Below are 22481 nucleotides of genomic sequence, written 5' to 3' on the forward strand. Positions count from 1 at the left end.
CTCAGGTCATATCAACCTGTAGCATGGCGTGTTTACTGATTGCCTTTTGGCAATCAGCTTATCGCTGGACAGCGAGAGGGGGATTTTATGCTGGGCTACGACTGCCCCAGCATAAAATCGCGCGTTTTAGGCGTTTCAGGCCACACAATGCAGCGATTGCGGCCGCCGTTTTTAGCTTGATATAGCATCTCATCAGCCATTTTTAGCAGTTTGAATGGGTCCTGGGTATGGTCTGGATAAGTCGCTACTCCGCAAGAAAGCGTCACTTTTGTTAGTGGCGCTCCCTGGTATGCTAGAGAGAGTTCTGATGCCAGTGTCAATAGCGCGTTAGCACGAGACTCGGCAGCATGAACTGATGTCCCAGGTAGTAGAGCAACGAACTCTTCGCCTCCAAACCGACAAACGATATCAAGGCCACGAAAGTGATGCTTTAGCAGTTCCGCCATTTCCACCAGCACGCTATCGCCTGCATCATGGCCAAAGTGATCGTTGATCTGCTTAAAGTGGTCAATATCCAGCATGAGTAGCGATAGTTGGCTGGCGTTTTGCTGCGCGCGGAGGCATTCATGCTCGAGCACTCTATCAAAATGACGTCGGTTATATAGGTTAGTGAGAGGGTCTTTAAAAGAGAGGTTTTCTAGCTCCTGGACGAGGCGGCCAAGCTTCTTGGTCCTTGATGCCACTTGATATTCCAGAGTTTCATTCGCAAGTGACATCTGCTGCTGAGTATGCCGGTAGTGCCAAAGAAAGATCGCCGCGTTAGCCAGTGAAAAGATCAGCGTGCCGTAGCTTAACGGTATGGTGCGCCAGGCAATAAAGCCGTGGGCTACCAGCATGTCAGTCAATAAGAGTGGTATGAACAAAGTGAAGCAAAGTGCTAATAATCGCTGCTCAGTACTTAGTTCTCGGAACCTAAACAGGGCGAGTATTAGCATGGTGGGCAGCGTGACGGTGAGTAATGCATCAAATACGGGAAAAGTGATAGAAAGGCTAACAAGCCCTAATTGAACCAGGCTGATCGCTATGGCGAGATAGGCTAAGTGTAGCGCCCAAATACTGGTCAGCCAGCGATTTGTTTTTCCGTTAAACCAATGGCTTAGTAGTAGCCCAAGAGCAATGGGTAGCGTGTAGTAACTGCCCGCGCGCAATGTGTCCCAAGCCAGAGCATTATCAACGATCAACTGGCGAGCTGGCGCTTCAGCCAACAACATTAGGCCAGAGGCATAGGCAAACAGAGCAATAGCTGAAAAGCCGCGCCTTTCAGGGCCAATAACGGCGAATATAGTCGCTATAAACGCTAAAACAAATACCAGGGTACTGACTGCAAGGTCTTGGACGGACATGTGGATGATACTTTCCAATACCTCAAGACGCTCTATGACCTTTACTTCGCCCCACAGGCCGATATTGGTGTAATAGGAAAATACTCGGATGTTGAGCGGTTTGCCGGAAAAATTCTCAGGCAGTTCAACCATGTGCCACGGCCAGCCTGCAAAATCTCCCCGCCCTTGGGCATCGAATTCGCCGTACTGGTAGATCAGTGCATCATCCAGATAGATCTGGCCAATCAGGTTAATACTGGTGATGTAGAGTACGGGGTCATTCCAGTTACCGTCTGGCAATACACCGCGGAACCATACCTGTTCCTGGCCGTTTCTTTCCGGTGGATCGGCAGGAAAGTTGATGGGGTTCCAGGTGAGTGATGTATCGGGCGGCTGGGAAAGAGTGCCTTGAGTTCCCGCAGGAAGGTCTCCCCAGTGGTACTCCCAGCTATGCAGAGGTTGAGGGGCTGAGTCAGCCTGTAAAACACCCGAATACAGCACCCACACGCAAAGTGTAATGCTCCACAGAATAGCCTTATATTTGCCATCCCCAAGCGGCAACAAAATTCTGTCCTGGTCGCTGTTATGCGGCTGTTAAACGCATCATCACTGATGATAAGTCAATGAAGTGATGCTAAAACCCGCTCGGCCAGCCAGTGTATACATAGTGAAAGCGGCTGATGATGCTCGGCTTGGCAGGGGGAGGAGCCCCTGTTAGCTTAAAAACCGGCTGATAAACCTCATTTCCTCGTGGTGAAATGAAGTTTGTCATTCTGCGGGCTGTATAAAAAGGCGCGTATCGAAGTTTTGTTATTGCGCAAATTAAAGCAACTTTATGTCATGTTGGCTACGAAAAAAAGTCGGGTGTATTGTTACCCGACTTGGCCTGGGCTTTTTTAATGAGTGTTATCAGCTAATCGTTATTAACTGCTAATACTTCCGCCTACCACGCCGCTGCGAAAGCTGTTGGATGGGTTAGTATTGCCGGTGCGGTGTTTTAGATGTTCTCCTACCGCATCCTCAGGTGAGCCTGCCAGTTCGCGGAACATGCCCATGGAACCCAGCAGAGCAGAAGATTCATAAGGCACAAAGACGCGCTCGCCGTCTTTCGCCATGTTGGGCAAACCCTTGATATAGCTCTGGCCGAGTAAATAACCCACCACGGTGCGTTTGTTTTCCTCGCTGTCGCCAATAGCATTCAATACCAGTTTGATGGACTCCTGCTCGCCCTGGGCGCGCAGAATGGCCGATTCCTTATCACCCTGGGCGTTAAGAATGGACGATTCACGCTGGCCCTGAGCCATGGCGATAGCGGCAGATTTTTCACCTTCGGCTTCGGTAACGGTGGCGCGGCGTTTACGCTCGGCAGCCATTTGTAGGCGCATGGCCGTTTCTACTTCTTCAGGCATGGCGATGTCCTGTACCTCGACGCGAGATATTTTGACCCCCCATTTGGATGCAGGCTCTTCCATGGCAGCCTGAATCTCATTGTTCACTTCCGCGCGGGATTCAAATAGTTTATCCAGCTCCATTTTGCCGACCACCGAGCGTAGCGTGGTTTTCGCCAGAACCTCGACGGCCTGGCTCATGTTGACGACTTCGTAAACTGCGCGCTTAGGATCAATAATTTGGTAATAAAGCGCGCCATTGATACGAACCGTTACGTTATCGGTGGTCACGACCGGCTGGCCGGGGAAATCCATCACCGTTTCACGGCGGTCAATGCGAATCTCATCCGTGGTAATTGCCTGGTACTCTTCGCCCATTTTGCGATAGCGCAGCATGGTGATCGCGCGAGGCTGCTCAATAAAGGGAACGATGATATTGATGCCACTTTCGAGCACACGATTAAATGAGCCGAGGCGCTCAACTACCATTACTTCCGACTGACGTACAATCACCAGTCCTTTGGAAATAATCACAATGCCGATAACGACAATAATCAGGCTTATTAATAAACCGGGGCTAATAGGTAAATCCATTATTAAGGCTCCTTGCGTAGGGTGGTATCGTCTTGCAAAGGGTTAGGGGCTGACGAGGGGAGGGCAACCAGCGCTGTGGTACCTTCAAAGCGCTGGAAGATAACGGACGTATCGGGTGGAAGCTCTGTGGCACCTGTGTCCATAACGCGCAAGCGGTAAAAGTCGCCGTTGATTTTGATACCGGTCGCATCGTCATAATCGCGGCGCAACGTGTGGTAATGATTGCCTTTTTCGACCCCAGTGCCGGTGGTGCCGTAGGCAACGCCGCGAGGAGAAAAGCGCGGACGAATCACCATCACACCCAAGGGAACTAATAGGCCAGAAAAAATGCCCATGCTCAGCAATTGCCAAGGTAGAGAGAGCCCAAGGGCAGTGACCGCCGCGGTAAGCGCGGCAGCAATACCCAGTGCCAGTAGTACCATTGCACCAGAGGTTAACTCCCCTAAACTGAGAAGTAGCGCCAGTACTAACCATGTATAAGCAGGGTTCCAATCCATAGCACCTCCTTTTAAAAAGTTCTCACAAGCGTACCCTAAGCCACGGCGTTAAGTCGGGTTAATTAGCGAATGAGCAAGCGATAGGCGAAAAACGCATTAGTGGTATTCTGCCTGCTTTAAGAAACCGCTTTAAAAAACATAGCGCACAAAGGGGAATCACGTGACGGGTGTGGTGTATTGGTTGGACATGATGGGTGTGATTGTTTTTGCGCTATCGGGCGTTATTCTTGCGTGTCGGTCAAAAATGGACCCGTTTGGCATGCTGGTGTTGGCCGCTGTGACCGGTATTGGTGGCGGTACACTGCGTGATTTAGTGCTGGGCTTGCGGCCTGTCTTTTGGGTCGCTGATCCCACTTACTTATGGGTTATCCTGGCAACGGTGGGCATTTCGCTGGTGGGGTTCCACTATATTCATCGCTTGTCGCGAAGGTTTTTGCCGATTGCGGATGCCTTTGGCCTTGCCTTGTTTACGGTCATCGGCACCCATAAAGCACTGTTGCTGGGAACCTCCGGTGTAGTGGCGGTATTGATGGGGATGATGACCGGTGTCGCCGGCGGAATGATCCGCGACATGCTGGCTCAGCGCGTACCGATGGTGTTGCGTGAAGAGATCTACGCTACCGCTGCCATGGCTGGCGGCACTGTATATGTCGCGCTGAACACCTTGAATACGCCGCTGAGCGTTAGTATCGCAATGGCCTTGGCGATTACGCTGGGGCTGCGGTTAGCCGCGATTCGCTGGCACTTGGCATTGCCGGTGTTTGCTTGGGTCACTTTGCCGCCCAAAGAGACGGATTCAGCAGCGCCGCTTTCGACGCCGGCTAAAGCCAAAGAGCGGGTCAGGATGATTCGGCGCCAGCGCAAAAAGCGCTAATCAGGACGAGGGTAGCGAACCGCTTGCCGCCAGCGGTCAAACCAGCGCTTGGGTTGCAGTACGTGTAGCCTGGGTTCGCTGTTAACAAGCTCCACGCCTATGCCAAGTGCGCCAAGGCGGGCATAGAGCGCGCCATTGGCGCTCTGCTCTTCAAGCGTGACATCGGAAAGCAGCAGTAGAGGGCCGCCGGTGAGTACCAGGTTGCTCAGCTGGATACGTTCGCCATTAAGTGCAAGTTCAGCGGTGCCATTAACATTGCGCACGTTGAGTAGCCTGCCGAGCCAGTCGCTTTCTCGGGCTCGGGCTAAAAACAGCCTAGCGACCAAACCGGTGTCGCGCATGGCCAGACGCAGCTGTGTGGACAGGCGAATGGGGTCATCCCAGGTAAGCTGTGCGTCATCCATGGAGAGCTGCACCCACCAGCCAGCGTCCTGAGCGCCTTGCTCGCTGATACGGAACACATTTTCCAAGCGCAGAAATGAGTCATTAGCCGTAAAACGCCGTGCCTGTAAATCGCCTTCAGTAAGTTGTAAGTAGAGTTCGATATCGCCACGTAGCCGCTGATCAAGAAGGGCGAGGTCGGCGCCAAACGCACGCAGGGTCATGTTGCCTTGGGCGCTCATCCCCTCCAGTAGCCACTCGCTGCCCAGGTTTGCCTGACCGCCAAGCAGGCGAAGGCCTGTATCTTCAGGCAGGTAGCGGTTATAGCGAGTAAAGTCCGGCACTTCGGTAATCGGCAAGGCTATTCGGGTAACAAAGTATTCTGCTTCTGGCGATATGAGCACGTTGCTGAGCTGGTCTGTCTGGGTGGTTAAGGCAAAGTGACGCCCCTCTACATGAGGCCTGTCATCATCGTTACGCTGTAGCGAAAAGCGCGGAATGCCCAGCGAAAGTTGTGCCTGTTCGGGGCTGTCGATTTGCGCGGTTAGCTCGCCGCGCCCGCTGGCTTGGTAGTCTAAAAATGCGACTTCAAGCTGGTTGGCATCGATACGCAGCCGAGTAGGTGCCAACAGGCGCTTACCACTAAAAGAGCCTTGGGCGAACAGTTGCCCATTGCCAGACAACGAAACGCCGTGATCTGTGGGTAAAAAGGCGTTCAGAAAACTCAAGCGCTGCACGCTGCCCTCTAGCTGAAACTGCCCACTGGGAATCTCGCCACGCCGCTGAAAGCGGCCTTCGCGAACCACTAAGATACTTTCCAGGCGCTCTTCGGGCTGTGTGTCATCAGCGACCTGCCAGCGTAAACGGCTACCACTGATATCAACGCTTGTGCCATCGGTAGCGGCCTCGCGTAGTTGCAGTGAAAGCTGCATATCGCTAGTGAGCAGGGTGCTCTGCTCATCACGTTGCCAGCGGGTAGTGAGCGAATCGCCGGTTAAGGTGAGCGCTCCGCTAAGCTGTTCAGGGGTAATATGGAGCGTTCCATTACTTTGCGCTTGGCCGCTGACCAGGCTAAACGGAGCCGGGTCCGGCAGGTAGGTGGCAATATACGGTTGCAGGGCGCTAATGCTGGCCATACGGGCGTCCTGCCAGTGAAGTGTCGCGGTGGCGTGGCTGCGGGCTAATACGGGTTCGATAGGACTTTGTGCTACCAGGTCAAGTGTCGCGTCGTTAAGCAGTGTTTGGTCAGCGTGGGAGAGTGTTGCCTGGGAGAAACCAAGTGTCGCGTCCACCATCGAGGCGTCCTTTAGCTCAGCGTTAAGTATGCCTTGCCCTTGAGCGGTCATATCCAGTGCGTTGACCGCGATTGCGTCTGCCTCGACCCGCAAATGGGCGCTATGGGCGTGAGTGTCGCGAACGCTAACCCCGGCCTCTAAACGGCCATTGCCGGATAAGCGAATGCCCTGACCCTCCAGCGTATTGGCGAGGTAGCGGTCCATCATGTCCAGCCGGGTAATGGTGCCTTCAAGCGCTAGTTCAGCATCCGTGGGTGGTGTTAGGTGGTCCAGGCGCTGGTTGGCCATATCGCTTTTAAGGCTTAAGGCGGTATTTACTGCATAGGGCTGTGTATCTGCCAGCGTGACATCCTGCAGGCGAGTCTCAAAATCAATGTGGTGATCGGCTACGCGTAGCTGGACGCTTCCTCTACCGGTTGCTGTGTGGCGTGGGGGTGGTGCATCTGCCTCTCTCCAGGTCGTTGGTTGATCGTGCTCTAAAAGCGTTCGCTCATCCAGCGTTAAACGTAATTCAGGTGCCTTCAAAGTAAGCAGGCTACCTGGTTTAAGTGTGCCTGAGGCAAGTTCAATATGGCCCTCCAGTGCGCCGCGGCCGTCCAGGAAAAGCCACGGAATGGCCTCCAGGTAGGGCATGAATACATTCCAGGCATCTGCCTGCGCCTTAATATCAAGTGTTGCGGAAAGTGCCGCTAGCAGTTCAGGGTTAAGTGCACCCGTGGCCGGGTCCGTGGGCGTGATCTCATCAAGCGTTGCGGTGGCTTCAAGGGTTATGGCGTTAACCAGTGTGGCGTGGTCACTTGGGCGTATCAGGCGGCCTTCTGTGATTGCCAAGTTCACATGGGGTATGGCCAGGTTTTCACGGCTAAGGGTTGTATCAGCCACTTCTAGCGTGCCCTGCGCTTCAAGGGCGATATCACCCACCGTTAAGCGGCGGATTCCTTCGGCCTCTAATACCTTGATATGTAACTCGCCGCGCAGCAGCGACCATAACGAGAGTGTGAGCGTGGCATGCTCGGCCTCAATTGCCATCGGTAGCGCATCGTCTTCACGGGCAAGATAAAGGTTGTCTACTTCCCAGCGTCCAGGGTGGCGGCTAGTTCCTTGGCTCCAGCGAACCTCAATACCTTCAAACTGAGAAATTCTTTCCGGTAACCACTGACTATTCAGCAACCAGTAGCTGCCCACCAGCCAAACCGTTATGATAAACAGGCTACTGATCAAGGTAGCCAATACAACGCGGGATAAGCGCTTTTTAGTAATGTTCGTGTTTGACATACTCGCTTCCTGGCAGGTGACTCCTGTTGGCGCGTGTTTTATGGCATTATGCGCGACGCTGGATAGTTATGGGTTTTCGATTTCAACGCTAGGCAGGCAGCAAACGCCATGTTCAAGGATTTTTACGCGCAACACGGAGAGTATGTAGTGGTCTCCGCCGAGCAGGCCAGCCGTTTCGCTAAAGGCGTGGCAGGTGATTACAACCCGATCCATAATCCGGGTGCGCGACGTTTCTGCGTGCCTGGTGACCTGTTGTTTACGCTAATACTGGTAAAGTTCGGGCTGTCGCGGCAAATGGAATTTCGCTTCACCAATATGGTAAGTGCTGATACGCCACTGCTCTTTAGTGAAGCAGAAAATGGTGAGCTTCACGTAAGTGATGAGAGTGGAAAATGTTATTTACAGGTGGTTCGTGATGGCGAGACGACCCACGATAGTGCTGCTATTGAAGCCTTTGCTCGCTGCTATGTGGCGTTCTCAGGCAAAAATTTCCCGCATTATTTAAAGCCGCTAATGGAAAAGCATGGGGTAATGTTTAACCCTAAACGCCCTTTGGTTATCTACGATAGCATGGGGTTTTCATTAGAGCGTTTGGATGGGTTTACACCAGGCCTTGCCTTAACGCGCTCATCGCTTGATGTGCAGGGGAAGCGAGCAGACGCATTGCTTGAGTTTTCCATTGAATCGAAGGGCGTTGCAATCGGTGTCGGCTCTAAAAAGCTGGTGGTCAGTGGCCTTTGTCATTATGACGCCGCTGAAATGGCCGCCATTGTTGATGAGTTTTACCGGCTTAAAGCTGCCTACGAAGCTGCCTGAGTTGTTTCTGCAGTGCTGGTCCAGCAGGACTGGTTGAAATACGATTCTTGCAGGACATTTTTGCAGCACGTTGAAGTATTTCAAAAGGCCACCCGTTAATAGCGGGTGGCCTTTACGTATGGGTATCAGGCGGGGTGTTGCTCTACAGTGAGTTCTGGCTGACTGATGGTCAAACCTACCGTGGTAATGCGCCCATCAAGTACGCCTTGAACGGAGAGGGTCACGTTTTCCAACGCTATTGAGTCACCTATGCGTGGTTCGTCCGTCAATCGCTCACGCAGAAGCGCGTCTAATGTGCAGTGCATATCACGGTCTAGCGTAATGCCATAGGAGTTAAATACTTCGTCGACGTTGGTGTTGCCTTTCAGATGCAATATTTGATTGGGGAGTTGGTAGTGGTCGACCGTGGCTCCCTCCGCAAAAATACAGTCAACAAACGGCAGAACCTGTGGACGCAGCACGACAAACAAGTGATCGCCTGGCTGTAATTGGGTGGACCCACGCGGTGGGATAACGTCTTTGCCACGGGTGATCATGGCCACCACTGTGCCGTCAGGCAGTGCGAGTTGCGATAAACGACGGTTGGCTGCACGAGTAAAGTCACCTAGCCGATATTCCACAATGTCGGCGTCAACGTCCTCCAATGAGGTAATCTCCAGGCTGGCGGCAGGCACAACAGGCGGTGCTTCGGTAAGTTTCAGTTTACGCGCCAAGTAGGGCAGCGTAGTGCCTTGAATAGTGGCAGAAATTAATACCACGAAGAACACCACGTTGAAGATAAGTTCAGCGCCTTCCAGGCCGAAAATCAGTGGGAAAATAGCCAAAATAATGGGCACTGATCCACGCAGGCCTACCCAGGCAACCAGCCCGGTTTCGCGGTTCGTAAAACCGAACAGTTTAAGAATGGGAGTGACGGCGAGAGGGCGAGCCACCAAGGTTAATATAGCCGCAATCATCAGGCCTTCCAGCCATACATCCAGTAGGGAAACAGGATTAATCAGCAGCCCAAGCACCACGAACATGACGATCTGACTCATCCACGCTAATCCGTCATGAAACAAAAACGTGCTGCGCTGAAAGGCAATCGGGCGATTGCCGATCATGACGCCTGCAATAAAAATCGCCAGGAAGCCACTGCCTCCAAGGTTCGCAGCAACGCCAAAGGCGAAGAGCCCGCATGCCGCAACCAGAACGGGATAAAGGCCCGATGTGACCAGATGAATACGGTTAATAAGTTGAACGGCTGCCCAGCCGACCAGCAAGCCGACGGCGCCACCTACCCCGATTTGCAGGATAAAGAGTTTTAACAGGCCCACTCCAAGGGGCATATCGTTAACCAGTACTTCAAGTAATCCGATGGTTAAGAAAATCGCCATCGGGTCGTTGGATGCGCTTTCAATTTCAAGCGTAGACTTGAGCCGCTGATTAATATGGATGCCAGCATTACGCAGTAATGAGAAAACCGCAGCGGCGTCGGTGGAGCCGACGATGGCGCCGAGTAATAAACCATCCAACAAGGGGAGCTTTAGAATATAAGCAGCAGCGACCCCGGTAATCATTGATGTGATCAAAACGCCGAGCGTGGCCAATAGCGAGGCTGGCTTCCACACCAGGCGGATTGAGGCGAGGGGCGTTTGTAAGCCGCCATCGAACAAAATCATTGCCAGTGCCAACGTGCCCAGCGCGTGTGCCAAACCAGGATTATTAAAGTCGATACCGCCAATGCCTGCTTCCCCCGCAAGCATACCGGTTCCTAAAAACAGTACGAGTACCGGCATACCCAAGCGAGCTGACAGCTTGCTTGAAATAATGCCGACCAGTAGCAGGATGGCTGCTAGTAAAATAAGTTGGTCCACCAGAAACATACGCACGATTCCTGAAATAACTTGATATGGCCAGACCTTTTAATAATAAATGCCTGGTGTCATGTACGTGGCAAAGAGGCGTTATGCACCTCTGTTAACTGTCGTTATTTGTTAAGCGTAGGGTGGTGCTCTGCAGGGAGGAAGGCCGCCTGGTAAGCCTGGGTTCGATGAGCCAAGGGTATTCAATACGCAGTGATAAACGGCAGGCGCAATACCAGGCCATCTTTCATGGGCGGGCAGAGCCACCCCGGTATCATTTTGAATTACTACCGGGTTTTGGCGTCGCTTGTCATGGTCCAGGCTAAGGCGATTAAGTGGGTTAGCCAGTACGATCAGCGGCTTGGCGTGGTCTTCCAGGGCTGAGTGATGAACTGGCTCAGCAGCCCGCGGCATCGCCTCGTGAGGAGCGGCGCACCACAGCAATAGCGCCAAGCTCCAGAGGCCCACTTGGCCGAGCCGGAGAGACGTCATAGCGGTGGGCATGTATTGCTGAGGCAAAGAGACATCTCCTGGGTGCGCCGTATTATCATCCCTTATTGGGAGGGGAGGTCAAGCGGTTAAACATGCGTTTGCACTGTCTTTGGCGTCTTGTCATCGCTAATCGGGATTGTCACTAACCGTTAGTTGACGTTTACGTTAACTTGCTGATATACCCTATTCTTGGCCCTGGGGCAGCTATAGAGACTGCCTCTGTTACAAACACAATCATAATCAGGAGCAAGCGTAATGGCCGTTCGCGAAATTCCCATGATCATTGATGGTCAAGCCGTCCTGTCTCAAAGCCAGGAGTGGCGTGATGTGGTTAATCCGGCGACCCAAAAGGTGGTTGCCCGGGTGCCTTTTTGCACGGCAGAAGAAGTAGAGCATGCGATTGCAAGCGCCCATCATGCGTTTAGAGAGTGGCGCAAGGTACCGCTTGGAAAGCGCATGCGTATTATGCTGGCGTTGCAGGCACTGATTCGTGACAACACCGATGAACTAGCCGCCTTAATCACCGAAGAGCATGGCAAAACGTTGCCAGATGCCAAAGGTGAAGTAGGGCGAGGTCTGGAGGTGGTCGAACACGCCTGCTCGATTACCTCGCTCCAGCTAGGAGAGGTGGCCGAGAACGCGGCAAGCGACGTCGATGTTTATACGCTACATCAGCCGCTAGGCGTAGGGGCCGGTATTACGGCCTTTAACTTCCCGATCATGCTGCCCTGTTTCATGTTTCCGCTGGCCATCGCGACAGGCAACACCTTTGTGTTGAAGCCTTCTGAGCAGGATCCCAGCTCGACCATGCGCTTGGTGGAGCTTGCCCATGAAGCCGGTGTGCCAGCTGGGGTGCTGAACGTGGTGCACGGCGGTCCTGAGGTTGCCAACCAGATTGTCGATCACCCAACGGTTAAAGCGCTATCGTTTATTGGCTCAACCCACGTCGGCTCATTGCTTTACAAGCGGGCGGCAGATGCGGGTAAGCGTATGCAGGCGATGATGGGGGCGAAGAACCACTGTGTGGTTATGCCCGACGCAAATCGCAGCCAAGCCATCAACAATCTGCTGGGCTCAGCATTTGGCGCCGCAGGCCAGCGCTGTATGGCTAATTCGGTCGTGGTGCTGGTCGGTGAGGCGCGACAATGGATTGATGATATTGTGGATGCTGCAGGCCAGATGAAAGTGGGGCCTGGCACCCAACAGGATGCCGATTTAGGGCCGCTGGTATCGCCTGCCGCCAAGGAGCGTGTGTTAGGTCTTATCGAGACCGGTGAAAAGGAGGGCGCAACGTTATTGATTGATGGGCGTAACTGCCAGGTACACGGTTATCCGAAGGGCAATTTTGTGGGACCGACGTTATTTACCGATGTGACTGCGGAGATGACCATTTACCGTGAAGAGATATTTGGGCCGGTACTCTGCGTTGTCAACGTGGAAACACTCGACGAAGCGATTGCGTTTATTAATGCTAATCCTAACGGCAACGGCACGTCTATCTTCACGAATTCTGGCTGGGTGGCGCGGCGCTTTGAAACTGATATAGACGTGGGGCAGGTGGGTATCAACGTGCCAATCCCGGTGCCGGTTGCCTATTTCAGCTTCACTGGCTCACGTGCTTCAAAGCTCGGCGATTTAGGGCCAAATGGAAAACAGGCGATCGCCTTCTGGACGCAAACCAAAACGGTAACGGCACGCTGGTTTGAGCCTGAAAACGTTTCAAGCGGTATCAATAGTACTATTGCATTAAGCTGACGCTTACTTACTAAGCAGTCACTGGCTCTTGCGGGGGGCCAGTGACGTTGTTGTACTCAAGGCTTAAAAATCATTCAGCAGGCTCAAGCTTTCTTCCAGTAGCTTTTCAATCGGCTTAAGTTGGCTTTCATGCAATACGAGTAGAGACGGCGCCTCTTTTGGCTGTCCGACAAGGGGCACTAAAAGGGCGAACTCACTCTCCTCTAGATGAAATTCATGAATTTCACGCGGGCCTAAGGCCGTTTGGCATTGGGAGCAGCGGTAGACATCGTCCTCGCCATACACCAACCGGTGATACATTTTAAAAAGCGTATAAAGTGCCAAGCCGCCTTCAAGCGCAGACCAGCGTTCGGGCGTTTTGGGTATATCGTCGGTGACCTCTTGCCCTTCGGCTTTGGCATCGGCGATCACATTTGCTAAAGGCATCGCCAAAATGGCAGGGTCTTCAGAGGGGAGCGGAGCGTTTTGCTTCGTGGCCTGGTCGAAGTCTTTCACCGCGCGCTTTACATCATCTAGCGTATTTAAAACGTAGTCAGCATGCTGTAAGTCGCCAGGCTCGCAGCTACCGTTCTCCCAGCCATGGATCACGCGTAGCGTCATGTCTCCTCGTGACATGGGGCGGGCCAGCAGCATATAAAGCATTACGCGAACGTGAAGCTGGCGCTCATCGGTATTGTTTTCAAACGCACGGTAGGGGTCAGCAAACAGAGTATTGAGCCGCCCTTGCGTATGCTCCTTGGCTTCGGTGTATGACATATTGGTTTCCTGTAAGCGCGTCGCTTATTCTCCTGTGCGACGCTTGTAACATTAATGTTTTATAACACTAATGGCAGTAAGCTACTTTTATTTTGTAATGCTTTGACTCAGTTTACAGCAGCTTTTGTTAGTCTAGACAACGTTGTAGCGAATGAATAGCAGAAGTAAACCGTTTTCCTGTTAGCTATTTAGCGGCTAGGATACGGCGCGAGTAGCTGCTCATTTTGACGGTTAGCTCGCTTTACATCAGGATACGCTCTCAATTCACTGTCGCCAGGGGAGCCACGTTGCGTGGCTGAGAATGCTATGACGCAGACCCTGGAACCTGAACCGGTTAGTACCGGCGGAGGAAGTGCGACATGCCATACCTAACGTCAGCCGTGCTGGGCGCGGCGCTCTGTTGCTTTGCATTTTTAGGCCTTAAAGCCCGTGGGCGTAAAGGCTCATTGGATGACTTTGTAACCGCTCGTAATTCACAAACCAGCACCACGCTAGGGCTCTCTTTTGTTGCATCTGGTATGGGCGCCTGGATTTTGTTTGCACCGCCAGAAATTGGCGCTTTTATTGGCCCACTGGCCTTGGCAGGCTATGCCCTTGGCTCCTCACTGCCTTTTATCGTCCTTGGCTTTTATGGTCCGTCTATACGCCGGGCTCTCCCTGAAGGGCGGAGCATCGCTGAGTTTGCTGAGGCGTGCTATGGGCGCGGAGTGCGCCACTGGGTAACGCTGGTTTCCGTGGTGTATATGGCCTGCTTTTTAGCCGCTGAATTAACCGCCATTGGAGCGATCACCTCGCTGCTTTCTGATGTTCCGTCGAGCTGGGTGATTATTGGAGTAACGCTCACTACGTTGCTTTACACGGTAAGCGGTGGGCTGCGCGCAAGCCTGGCCACTGACCGTTGGCAGGCATGGTTGCTGCTTGCACTGTTAGTGGTGGTTTCCAGTGTCACCCTTTGGCACTTGCCTGCCATGCCGAGCAGTGCGGCATGGCCCTTTATCGCCACTTCTGATGCGCTTAGTGTGGCACTAACGCTTGTCATCGCGGTTACCGCAGCGAACTTGTTTCACCAGGGCTACTGGCAGCGGGTATGGGCGGCACGTGATGACCACAGTTTGGCCCGCGGGGCTTGGGTAGGAGGGGGCGCCACGGTCATGATCGTTATGGTGATTGGCGGTTTGGGTATGCTTGCTGCCATGAACGGTGTTCCGCTGGGCGAACCGCCCATGCCTTTTTTTGCACTGCTCAATAACGCGCCACCCTGGCTAGCTATAACGGCACTAGTACTTGCCGTTACATTGGTGGCGTCCAGCGTAGATACGCTACAAAGCGGTATTGCCTCACTGATCGTGTCGCGCAGTGAACAGCCAAGCGTTTCTATCGCGCTCACACGCTGGATGACCGTTTTGCTTATGGTGCCTGTCGTGGTTGTCGCACTTCAAGGTGTGTCTGTTTTACGTCTTTTTTTAATCGCTGATTTAGTCTGCGCTGCAACTGTGGTGCCCGTGCTGCTGGGCTTATGGCGGCGCATGACGCCCCTTGCGGCTATCGGTGGCGGCATGGCGGGTCTATTGGGTGCGATCTTGCCTGGGTGGATGAGTCACGCCAGCATAAGCGAAGGGATAATGGCGGCAAGCTTTCCGAACAGTGTACCCACACTAGCGCCGTTTCTAGGTGCGTTGTTAGCTTCCACGGTGGTAAGCGTGTTATTAGCGTATTTAAGAACCCCTTGGAACCAAGGACAGTTATGATTCGCAGTATTTTGACTACCCCTGATGGCGAAACCCATGAAGGGAACGAAGAGCTTTTTGTCACATGGCAGAATACCCCCGGCAGTCATATATGGATTGATATGCAGGGGGAATCAGCAGAATCTGCTGAGCGGCTACTGGGCAAATTTGAGTGTCACCCCATGGCTATTCAGGATGCCCATAAGGAGCGTGTACCACCCAAAATAGAAGAGTTTGATAACCACGCACTGATTATTTACCGCGGTATTTCATCTTTTGATGCCCAGCTAAACTTTGTTCCTCAGCAGGTCTGCTTTTTTATTGGTGAGTGCTTTCTAGTGACGCTACATCCAGGCGTTGCCATGAGCATTGAGCGGCTCTTTAAGGAGCAGGGTAAGACGTTATTAGCGAAATCACCGGAGCAGGTGGCGCTCAAGGTGATGTATATCTCTGCTGGGTACTACATCGATAGCCTGCTTGAATTTGAAGCGGAATTAAGCGATTTAGAAGATGAGTTACATGAAAATGGCAACGATGTATTAATGCGCAAAATTACCATGTACCGCTCCCGGCTGGTTAAGATGCGGCGCGTGTTTAATTATCATAAAGGGATTACCCAAGAGTTAACTGTCTACGACTATGAGCACGTCCCGCGTGAGGAAAGTGAAACGCTGCATGCCATTAACGATGTTGCCGAACGTTTTGAGCGGCTTTATACGCTTACTCAGATGTATTACGACATTTGCGGTGATTTAGTAGACGGTTACATATCAATCTCGTCGCACCAACTGAACATTACAATGCGCGTTCTAACGGTCATTACGGCGATTTTTGTTCCGTTAACGTTTGTTGCGGGTATCTACGGGATGAACTTTGACTACATGCCGGAGCTGCACTATCGCTATGGCTACTTCTTCATTTTAGGCATGATGGCAGGAATCGGTGGCGTGCTGATTTGGGTGTTCAGGCGAAAGGGCTGGTTCTAATTCAGCAGGCTTTTAAGGGGTAGCAAGAGTTTGCTATGGTCGGCTAGTCTTATTCCTTTGTATCAAGGAGCCTGACAATGCCTGAATCTACCACCGTTTCTTCTACGATGGCTGCCATGCTCTTGGTCGGGCATGGTGGCGTCGAACAACTGCATTACCGTGAAGACGTCAAAACGCCGTTACCCGGCCCAGGTGATGTTCTGGTCCAAGTGACGGCGACCGCGAAAAATAATACCGACCGTAAAGCGCGTGAAGGCCTGTATCCCACCAAAGAGAAAGGCGACGTGACGTCTTTTGCCATGGGCGGCACGCCCACCTTAACGTTTCCGCGTATTCAGGGGGCAGATGTGGCCGGGCGTATCGTAGCGGTAGGCGAAGGCGTGGATGCCGAGCGTATTGGCCAGCGTGGCCTGCTTGATTTCAATATTTATGCGGATGAGCGCCGGGATATCAATCTAACTCCCGACTACTACGGCCATGGGGCCGATGGCGGCTACGCTGAGTATATTGCGGTACCCGCAGACCAGTTCCACTCCATTGATAATCCCGAACTCCGCGACGCTGAGCTAGCCGCGATGGGCATGTGCTCCTATCAAACGGCGTACCATATGATGACCTCGGCACACATCAAGGCTGGCGAGCGCGTGTTGGTAAGCGGTGCCAGTGGTGGCGTAGGCACCGCGCTCATTCAGCTATGCCGTATTATCGGTGCCGTTCCTTATGCGGTCAGCCAGCCTGATAAAGCCGCTGCGCTGCAAGCGTTAGGAGCTGAAGCCGTCATTGACCGTGGCGACCTGCCGACCTTTGTTAGCCGCGTCTTAGAAGCCACTGGCGGAAAGCCAATTGATGCGGTGATGGACTTGGTCGGCGGCGAGATGACCGATCTGTTTATCGATACCATGATTGTTGATATGCAGCACCGCCAATCCTATCCGCGCCTTTCCATAGCAGGGGCCAGCGACGGTAATCTCAGTGAGATCATGTGGACGCGTATTTACCTTTACCAGGTGCAGATATTTGGCGTTTCTCATGGTACTCGTGAAGAAGCCGAGCAGCTAATCGCCTGGATTCGTAGTGGTGAACTCAAGCCTGTTCTCCATGCGGCGTTCAAGCTTTCTGAACTGCATGACGCCGAGCGCTATTTTGTTAATCGGGGCAGCAATTATCTCGGCAAAATTGTCATTGTTCCAGATGCGCAGTGGGATACTCACGGCGCACCTTTTGCACTAACAAACGCTCAGGAGCAACGCCTTTGAAAAAGATCCATACGCTTCAATTAATGGATACTCATGCGGGTGGCGATGTCAGCCGAATCGTAACGGGCGGGATTGATGCTCTGCCGGGCGCCACGGTGCGGGAGCAAATGGAGTACCTGCGCGACGATGCCGATGGCTTGCGTCGCTTGCTGCTGGAAGAGCCCTACGGCATTCCGGAGATGTCGGTGGACTTACTGGTGCCAGCGACGCACCCTGAGGCCGCAGCGGGTTATATCATTATGGAAGTGATGGGCTACCCGATCTATTCAGGCTCTAATACCTTGTGTACGGCAACCGCGGTGCTTGAGTGTGGGATTGTACCTAAGCAGGAAGGCATTCAGCAGTTTTCGTTGGAGGCCCCGGCAGGCCTGGTACATATCGAGGCACGTGTGCATAACGGCGTGGTCGAGTCGGTTACCTGTGAAGGCTTACCCAGCTACATTGATACCTACCGCGATACCATCCAGGTGCCTGGTATCGGTACAGTGACGTACTCTGTCGCCTATAGCGGCGGCTTTTACGCGTTAGTGGATGCTGCCGAGCTTGGTTTTAAGCTTATTCGTGAGGAAGAGCAGGCGCTTTCGGCCTGTGCGCATAAAATTGTTGAGGCCTTGCAGGCTCAGCGCGGTTTTTCCCACTACACGCTGGGTGATGTAGGCCCGTTGCCTTTCCTGCATTTTATGGGCCCCGAAGAGCAAGTGGGTGAAGGGTATGTACGCTCTCGTTCAACAACCTACGTTCATCCAGGTGTGATTTGTCGCAGTACTACCGGCACCGGCACCTCCGCCAGGCTAGCGTTAATGAACTACGAAGGTCGACTCAACATAGGGGATAAACTGGAAACGGTCTCGCTACGTGAAACCGGATTTATTGGCACGTTTACAGGGACTCATCAGGAAGGCGCCTATCAGGTGGTTGAAAATACGATTACCGGGCGCAGCTATGTGCTGGCTCAGTCGGATATCGTGATCAACTGTGATGACCCTCTGGTTGCTTGCGGTGAACTGCACCATATTTTGAGCGACCGCCACTCTGTTAACCACTAATCTGTGAATCAATACCCTGTTAATCACTGCTCTGTTAAGTCGGGTGGCTAATCTCGGTTAACGCGATATCGAGATAGCCTTGCGCTTCCAGGCGCTTCCAGGCGCTCCCAGACCGGGGCTTTTTCGACCTCGGTCATTTGGCCCCAATAGGCAATTTCATCCAGCGTACGGCCACAGCCTTGGCACGTATTTGTCGTGTCTAGTTGGCAGTGCTGGATGCAAGGAGAGAGCGGTCGGGAAACGGTGGTCATGCGCAATTCACTTGACTCAATAGCGCTTACGCAGAGGAAACTTTACCACGTAGCGATTTTATTTTTCCTTTGCGGGTCTTGTGGTCAACGCGACGTCGCTGGGAGCCTTTGGTGGGTTTTGTCGGGCGGCGTACCTTTTGTTGCCGAGTCGCGCTGATGATCAATTCTTTCAGGCGAGCAAGGGCATCTTCTTTATTAAGCTCCAGCGTGCGATAACTCTGCGCCTTGATAATCACCACACCCTCTTTACTGATGCGTTGATCATTGAGTGCTATCAAACGTTCTTTATAAAACGGCGGCAGGGTAGAGCGTGAAATATCAAAGCGCAGATGTACCGCTGACGCCACTTTGTTGACGTTCTGACCGCCTGCACCCTGAGCGCGAATTTGGCTAATATCAATTTCCCAGTCGGCCAAGGCAACATGGTTGGAAATAGTGAGCATCAAGTCCTCTGTGTCACAGGTGAGTGATAAGGCTAGCACACTTGACACAGAGGTGGTCGCAGCGACGGAGTTTAAGAGGCGAGATTAGTGACCGGCTCACCGTTGCTAAACGCGACGACATTCGCAAACGCGTCACCAAAGTAGAGCTCGTAGCTATCTTTTTCGACATAACCCAAGTGAGGCGTCGCTACGCAGTTGGGCAGGGTGAGCAGAGGATCGTCGCAGGTCGGTTCGCTATCGAAAACATCAACCGCCGCGCGTCCTGGCCTGCCTGCTTCGAGGGCGCTAACTAATGCACCTGATGCAATTAATGGTGCGCGACTGGTGTTTACCAGAAGCGCTGTGGGTTTCATGCAGGCCAAATGGTCAGCGGTCACAATACCCCGCGTTTCATCGTTTAGGCGCAGATGCAGGCTAAGCACATCGGCACGTTTAAAAAGATCCTGCTGGCTCTCGGCAACCGTTAACCCGGCGTCCATGGCTCGAGTTCTGGTGCCTTCGCGCCCCCATACCAGCACGTTCATTTCAAATGCCTGCGCGTAACGGGCCACCAGGCTACCAATTTTGCCCAAGCCAAAAATCCCCATTGTGCGGCCTTTTAGCCCAGTGCCCAGCGTTTGTTGCCAGCGGCCAGCTTTAAGGTTTTCTACTTCTTCAGGCAGGTGGCGCATGCCGCAAAGTACCAATCCCCAGGTTAATTCGGCCGCCGCGTGTGGCGAGCCTTTACCTGTCATAACGGTAACGCCTTGTTGCTGACACGCTTTTAGGTCGACATGAGCCGCACCGCCCCCGGTTTGGCTAATCACTTTTAAATTGGGCAAGCGTTCAAGCAGCGCTGCAGTGATAGGGGTACGTTCACGAATTAACACAAGCGCATCCGCGTGATAAAACCGTGCCACCAACGCCTCAAAATCGGTTAGCGTATCGTGATAAATAGTTACGTTGTGCCCGTTGAGCATTGCATAGGCATCCAAATGGCGTACACAGTCCTGGTAATCATCAGGTATCACGATATTCATTGATTCGTTCCTTTTCTCTAAGTATGTAGCAACCCTAAAAGGCCTTACGCTAAAGCGAGGCTGAAACAACGTGATACTCCGCTCTTGCTTGGTAATCAATAGGCAGTGAACGAGCGATTATAGTTAAGCCGCTTGTTGCCGATATTAAATCCTGTAGGCTTCTGTATCACGTAACTTCAAAAGGGAAACATACCTTAACCGACGGTTTTTTTAGAAAATAAATGCCAGGTTTTGGTTGTAACGGTTATCCTTGACCGCCTGGCTAGTGGTACTTTTTCACCAAAAGTAGACGCTCCTGCATGACTTCTGACACAAGCGAACACGCACAATGAAAAAGACGTTAAGTATACGTACCATGCTCATCAGCCTCTTTATTGTGGCCATGTTGGGCGCGGTTGCGCTTGCCGTGACCGGCTGGTTTACCAACCAGCGGCTAATCAACGTTCAACACACTATTACCGACGATGTACTGCCTCTTCAGGATGCCAGTCGTCGTTTGGTGCTCACCGTGGCGGCCTTCGGCCAGCGTCATAACGAACTGCTCGCTGCAGAAAGCGCGTCTGACCTGGACAGCATTGTCACGGAAGAGACACTTAATCAGCGCTTTCTGGAAGCTCGTCGGGGATTAGGAGAAGAGGGGCTCCAAGGGCAACTGGAAAACCTGAACAATGAGTACGATGCGTTACGTGTGGGTGACGCAGCGCTTGAAGCGGCCCGCCAGACGGAGCTTGGCCTAAAAGCAGACACGGCCACTACGTTGACGCAAATGGAGACGTTAATCAGTAATGCCATGAGCAGTGCTGAAGAAGTGGCTAACGTCTCAGTGATTAACCAGCAGCGCTATCAGAGCGAGCAGCGTGAGTTAATGGAAGCGTGGCGTGAGGATGGCATGACCACGTTACCCACAACGGTGCTGGATAGCCTGGTGGTTGAAGGCACGGATATCAGCCGTTACAGCGCGAATGTCAGCACTGCGTTGGCATTGCTGGCGGGTTATGGCCATCAAATGGTGCAGGCCACAAATGCCGAAGCGCTGTCTACGCTGCGCCAGAACGCTATCGAACCCCAGTTCACTCAGATGCGTGACTGGTTAACGGCGATTAACGATGCACCTGATTCAGAAAGAAGCCAGATAGCGATGGTCAATGCCTTGAGAGAGGATATTAATCGACTGGAAAGCGTGATGATCACTGACGCCTTGTCTGTTTACCGGCTCCGTGAACAGCAGCTGGAATTAGGTCGCCAGGTTCAGGAGGCGCTAGCGAGCGTGGCAAGCGCTATGGCACAAATAGAGCAGACGCTGAGCGACGTAGAGCGATATGCGGCGGCGCAGGCGGACAATGCGGTTGACCAGGCAGAAACACTGGCCGCCGCCGGGCTCACTTTACTGATCACTGTCACGTTAGGCGTTGTCGCTCTGCTGGCGATTTTTGGCTGGCGTACGCTGGTACGTGTACTTGGCCCGCTGGTGGCCATGCGCCGGCAAATGGAGAACATTAGTGGCGTAGGTGGCGAAAATACCAATCTGTCACAACGTCTTGATCTACAGCGAGACGATGAAGTCGGCCAAACTGCCCAAGCGTTCAACCGTATGATGGACACGTTTGAAGGTATGGTTGCCCAGGTGCGTGAAAGCGCTGAGGCGATTGCCGAAAGCAGCCGACAAATTGCTTCGGGTAATGAGAACCTGTCACAACGCACGGATCAGCAGTCCGCCTCGCTAGCCGAAACGGCTTCCAGTCTTGAGCAAATCACCTCTACCGTGAAGCAGACAGCCGACTATGCGGATCAGGCAAAAGGTGCCAGTGGCGGTGTCGATCAGCGGGCACGCTCGGCGGGGGATGTCGCCAAACGTACAACGGCGGCGATGGGGGATATACGTGAAGCGAGTGAGAAAATCACCTCGATCATTAAAGCCATTGATGATATTGCCTTCCAAACCAACTTGCTGGCGCTAAACGCCTCTGTTGAGGCCGCTCGTGCAGGGGAGCAGGGGCGTGGTTTTGCCGTGGTCGCCCAGGAAGTGCGTAAACTTGCCGGTCGCAGTGCCGATGAGGCAGCGCAAATTCGTCACTTGGTGGCTGACAGCGTGGCCAAAGTCAGTGAAGGCGAGCAACTGGTTAATGCGTCCAGCACGCACCTTCAAGAAATCATCGATAGCTTGTCAGAAGTCACTCGCTACGTGACAGAAATTGCCGATGCCACGCAGGAGCAGTCGACGGGTATAGAGCAGATTAATCAGGCGATTTCGCAGCTGGATCAGGTAACCCACCAAAATGTCCGCTTGGTTCAGGATGCTTCAAGCGCAAGCCACGAACTTGATGCGCGAGCTGGCGATATGCATCTGCTGGTAAGCCGATTCCAGGTGAGCGGTGATGCGGGGCAGCAAGTACGTTCATTGCCTTATAAAGAGGTGCCTGCACGACTGACCTAGCGTCATCGTATTGCCTGTTAACAGCGAATG

General features: G+C 53.0%; 18 protein-coding genes and 1 riboswitch. Of the genes, 8 read left to right on the plus strand and 10 right to left on the minus strand.

Annotated elements, in window-relative coordinates; translation table 11 throughout:
- Positions 1-95 precede the first annotated feature (95 nt).
- From ACT3T7_RS05290 to ACT3T7_RS05300, 3 genes are all read right to left on the minus strand, one after another.
- Entirely contained in the window at positions 96-1886 is a 1791-nt protein-coding gene (locus ACT3T7_RS05290; protein ID WP_444630272.1) for a GGDEF domain-containing protein, read from the minus strand.
- A 359-nt stretch (positions 1887-2245) separates the two neighbouring features.
- Positions 2246-3304 (minus strand): SPFH domain-containing protein, encoded by a 1059-nt coding sequence (locus ACT3T7_RS05295; protein WP_172117243.1) that lies wholly within the window; start codon positions 3302-3304, stop codon positions 2246-2248.
- 2 nt (positions 3305-3306) lie between these two features.
- Positions 3307-3801, minus strand: coding sequence for a nodulation efficiency, NfeD-like protein (locus ACT3T7_RS05300; protein WP_441678920.1), 495 nt, complete (start codon positions 3799-3801; stop codon positions 3307-3309).
- A 160-nt stretch (positions 3802-3961) separates the two neighbouring features.
- On the opposite strand from ACT3T7_RS05300, the gene ACT3T7_RS05305 reads away from it, so the two are divergent.
- Positions 3962-4675 carry a trimeric intracellular cation channel family protein gene (locus tag ACT3T7_RS05305; RefSeq protein ID WP_193056777.1) on the plus strand — a complete coding sequence of 238 codons (714 nt, stop codon included), beginning with the start codon at positions 3962-3964 and terminating at the stop codon, positions 4673-4675.
- On the opposite strand, the gene ACT3T7_RS05310 is transcribed toward ACT3T7_RS05305, so the two are convergent.
- Positions 4672-7626, minus strand: a complete 2955-nt coding sequence (locus ACT3T7_RS05310) for a hypothetical protein (RefSeq protein WP_444630273.1) — start codon at positions 7624-7626, stop codon at positions 4672-4674. The two genes, ACT3T7_RS05305 and ACT3T7_RS05310, sit on opposite strands and share 4 nt — an antisense overlap.
- A 108-nt stretch (positions 7627-7734) precedes the next feature.
- Between ACT3T7_RS05310 and ACT3T7_RS05315 the strand changes: the two genes are divergently transcribed.
- Positions 7735-8442: a DUF3581 family protein gene (locus ACT3T7_RS05315; protein WP_087106339.1), complete on the plus strand. Its 708-nt coding sequence runs from the start codon at positions 7735-7737 to the stop codon at positions 8440-8442.
- Positions 8443-8567: 125 nt separating this feature from the next.
- Here ACT3T7_RS05315 and ACT3T7_RS05320 read toward each other — a convergent pair whose 3' ends face one another.
- Together ACT3T7_RS05320 and ACT3T7_RS05325 are read right to left on the minus strand one after the other, a co-directional pair.
- A complete protein-coding gene (locus ACT3T7_RS05320; protein ID WP_444630274.1) occupies positions 8568-10307 on the minus strand; it encodes a potassium/proton antiporter in 1740 nt (579 codons plus the stop codon).
- 111 nt (positions 10308-10418) lie between these two features.
- On the minus strand, positions 10419-10805 hold the full coding sequence (locus ACT3T7_RS05325) for a hypothetical protein (protein WP_172117237.1): 387 nt from the start codon (positions 10803-10805) through the stop codon (positions 10419-10421).
- A gap of 228 nt (positions 10806-11033) precedes the next feature.
- On the opposite strand from ACT3T7_RS05325, the gene ACT3T7_RS05330 reads away from it, so the two are divergent.
- On the plus strand, positions 11034-12533 hold the full coding sequence (locus tag ACT3T7_RS05330) for a CoA-acylating methylmalonate-semialdehyde dehydrogenase (protein ID WP_444630275.1): 1500 nt from the start codon (positions 11034-11036) through the stop codon (positions 12531-12533).
- A gap of 63 nt (positions 12534-12596) precedes the next feature.
- On the opposite strand, the gene ACT3T7_RS05335 is transcribed toward ACT3T7_RS05330, so the two are convergent.
- Positions 12597-13289, minus strand: coding sequence for a hypothetical protein (locus ACT3T7_RS05335; RefSeq protein WP_193054802.1), 693 nt, complete (start codon positions 13287-13289; stop codon positions 12597-12599).
- 265 nt (positions 13290-13554) lie between these two features.
- Positions 13555-13659: riboswitch (TPP riboswitch) on the plus strand.
- Between ACT3T7_RS05335 and ACT3T7_RS05340 the strand changes: the two genes are divergently transcribed.
- The 4 genes from ACT3T7_RS05340 to ACT3T7_RS05355 all read left to right on the plus strand — a co-directional run bounded on the left by ACT3T7_RS05340 (position 13649) and on the right by ACT3T7_RS05355 (position 18304).
- Positions 13649-15037: a sodium:solute symporter gene (locus ACT3T7_RS05340; RefSeq protein ID WP_444630276.1), complete on the plus strand. Its 1389-nt coding sequence runs from the start codon at positions 13649-13651 to the stop codon at positions 15035-15037. Its footprint overlaps the riboswitch before it by 11 nt.
- A complete protein-coding gene (gene corA, locus ACT3T7_RS05345; RefSeq protein WP_193054804.1) occupies positions 15034-16002 on the plus strand; it encodes a magnesium/cobalt transporter CorA in 969 nt (322 codons plus the stop codon). The genes ACT3T7_RS05340 and corA overlap by 4 nt, the downstream gene beginning before the upstream one ends.
- Before the next feature lie 77 nt (positions 16003-16079).
- Entirely contained in the window at positions 16080-17258 is a 1179-nt protein-coding gene (locus ACT3T7_RS05350) for a zinc-binding dehydrogenase (protein ID WP_444630277.1), read from the plus strand.
- Between the two features lie 23 nt (positions 17259-17281).
- Positions 17282-18304 carry a proline racemase family protein gene (locus tag ACT3T7_RS05355; RefSeq protein ID WP_444630340.1) on the plus strand — a complete coding sequence of 341 codons (1023 nt, stop codon included), beginning with the start codon at positions 17282-17284 and terminating at the stop codon, positions 18302-18304.
- 47 nt (positions 18305-18351) lie between these two features.
- Here the strand turns inward: ACT3T7_RS05355 and ACT3T7_RS05360 are convergent, their stop codons facing one another.
- The 3 genes from ACT3T7_RS05360 to ACT3T7_RS05370 form a co-directional block, all read right to left on the minus strand.
- Positions 18352-18555 (minus strand): DUF1289 domain-containing protein, encoded by a 204-nt coding sequence (locus tag ACT3T7_RS05360; protein ID WP_444630278.1) that lies wholly within the window; start codon positions 18553-18555, stop codon positions 18352-18354.
- A 26-nt stretch (positions 18556-18581) separates the two neighbouring features.
- Complete coding sequence (arfB, locus tag ACT3T7_RS05365) at positions 18582-18998, minus strand: alternative ribosome rescue aminoacyl-tRNA hydrolase ArfB (protein ID WP_193054807.1); 417 nt, start codon at positions 18996-18998, stop codon at positions 18582-18584.
- Positions 18999-19069: 71 nt separating this feature from the next.
- Positions 19070-20017 (minus strand): D-2-hydroxyacid dehydrogenase family protein, encoded by a 948-nt coding sequence (locus tag ACT3T7_RS05370; protein WP_444630279.1) that lies wholly within the window; start codon positions 20015-20017, stop codon positions 19070-19072.
- A gap of 328 nt (positions 20018-20345) precedes the next feature.
- Between ACT3T7_RS05370 and ACT3T7_RS05375 the strand changes: the two genes are divergently transcribed.
- The gene (locus ACT3T7_RS05375) at positions 20346-22451 is read left to right on the plus strand and encodes a methyl-accepting chemotaxis protein (RefSeq protein WP_444630280.1); all 2106 of its coding nucleotides are present in this window, start codon (positions 20346-20348) and stop codon (positions 22449-22451) included.
- Positions 22452-22481 lie beyond the last annotated feature (30 nt).

Origin of the sequence: Halomonas sp. 111 (assembly GCF_052379685.1) — a bacterium.
GTDB lineage: Bacteria > Pseudomonadota > Gammaproteobacteria > Pseudomonadales > Halomonadaceae > Vreelandella > Vreelandella citrativorans.

Bases quoted from the DNA above. Each gene is read 5' to 3' on its own strand.
- arfB (WP_193054807.1), bottom strand. From the start codon at position 18,998: ATGCTCACTATTTCCAACCATGTTGCCTTGGCCGACTGGGAAATTGAT.
- ACT3T7_RS05315 (WP_087106339.1), top strand. From the start codon at position 7,735: ATGTTCAAGGATTTTTACGCGCAACACGGAGAGTATGTAGTGGTCTCC.
- ACT3T7_RS05335 (WP_193054802.1), bottom strand. From the start codon at position 13,289: ATGTCATACACCGAAGCCAAGGAGCATACGCAAGGGCGGCTCAATACT.
- corA (WP_193054804.1), top strand. From the start codon at position 15,034: ATGATTCGCAGTATTTTGACTACCCCTGATGGCGAAACCCATGAAGGG.
- ACT3T7_RS05320 (WP_444630274.1), bottom strand. From the start codon at position 10,307: ATGTTTCTGGTGGACCAACTTATTTTACTAGCAGCCATCCTGCTACTG.
- ACT3T7_RS05370 (WP_444630279.1), bottom strand. From the start codon at position 20,017: ATGAATATCGTGATACCTGATGATTACCAGGACTGTGTACGCCATTTG.
- ACT3T7_RS05350 (WP_444630277.1), top strand. From the start codon at position 16,080: ATGCCTGAATCTACCACCGTTTCTTCTACGATGGCTGCCATGCTCTTG.
- ACT3T7_RS05300 (WP_441678920.1), bottom strand. From the start codon at position 3,801: ATGGATTGGAACCCTGCTTATACATGGTTAGTACTGGCGCTACTTCTC.
- ACT3T7_RS05295 (WP_172117243.1), bottom strand. From the start codon at position 3,304: ATGGATTTACCTATTAGCCCCGGTTTATTAATAAGCCTGATTATTGTC.
- ACT3T7_RS05310 (WP_444630273.1), bottom strand. From the start codon at position 7,626: ATGTCAAACACGAACATTACTAAAAAGCGCTTATCCCGCGTTGTATTG.
- ACT3T7_RS05375 (WP_444630280.1), top strand. From the start codon at position 20,346: ATGAAAAAGACGTTAAGTATACGTACCATGCTCATCAGCCTCTTTATT.
- ACT3T7_RS05355 (WP_444630340.1), top strand. From the start codon at position 17,282: ATGGATACTCATGCGGGTGGCGATGTCAGCCGAATCGTAACGGGCGGG.
- ACT3T7_RS05340 (WP_444630276.1), top strand. From the start codon at position 13,649: ATGCCATACCTAACGTCAGCCGTGCTGGGCGCGGCGCTCTGTTGCTTT.
- ACT3T7_RS05360 (WP_444630278.1), bottom strand. From the start codon at position 18,555: ATGACCACCGTTTCCCGACCGCTCTCTCCTTGCATCCAGCACTGCCAA.
- ACT3T7_RS05330 (WP_444630275.1), top strand. From the start codon at position 11,034: ATGGCCGTTCGCGAAATTCCCATGATCATTGATGGTCAAGCCGTCCTG.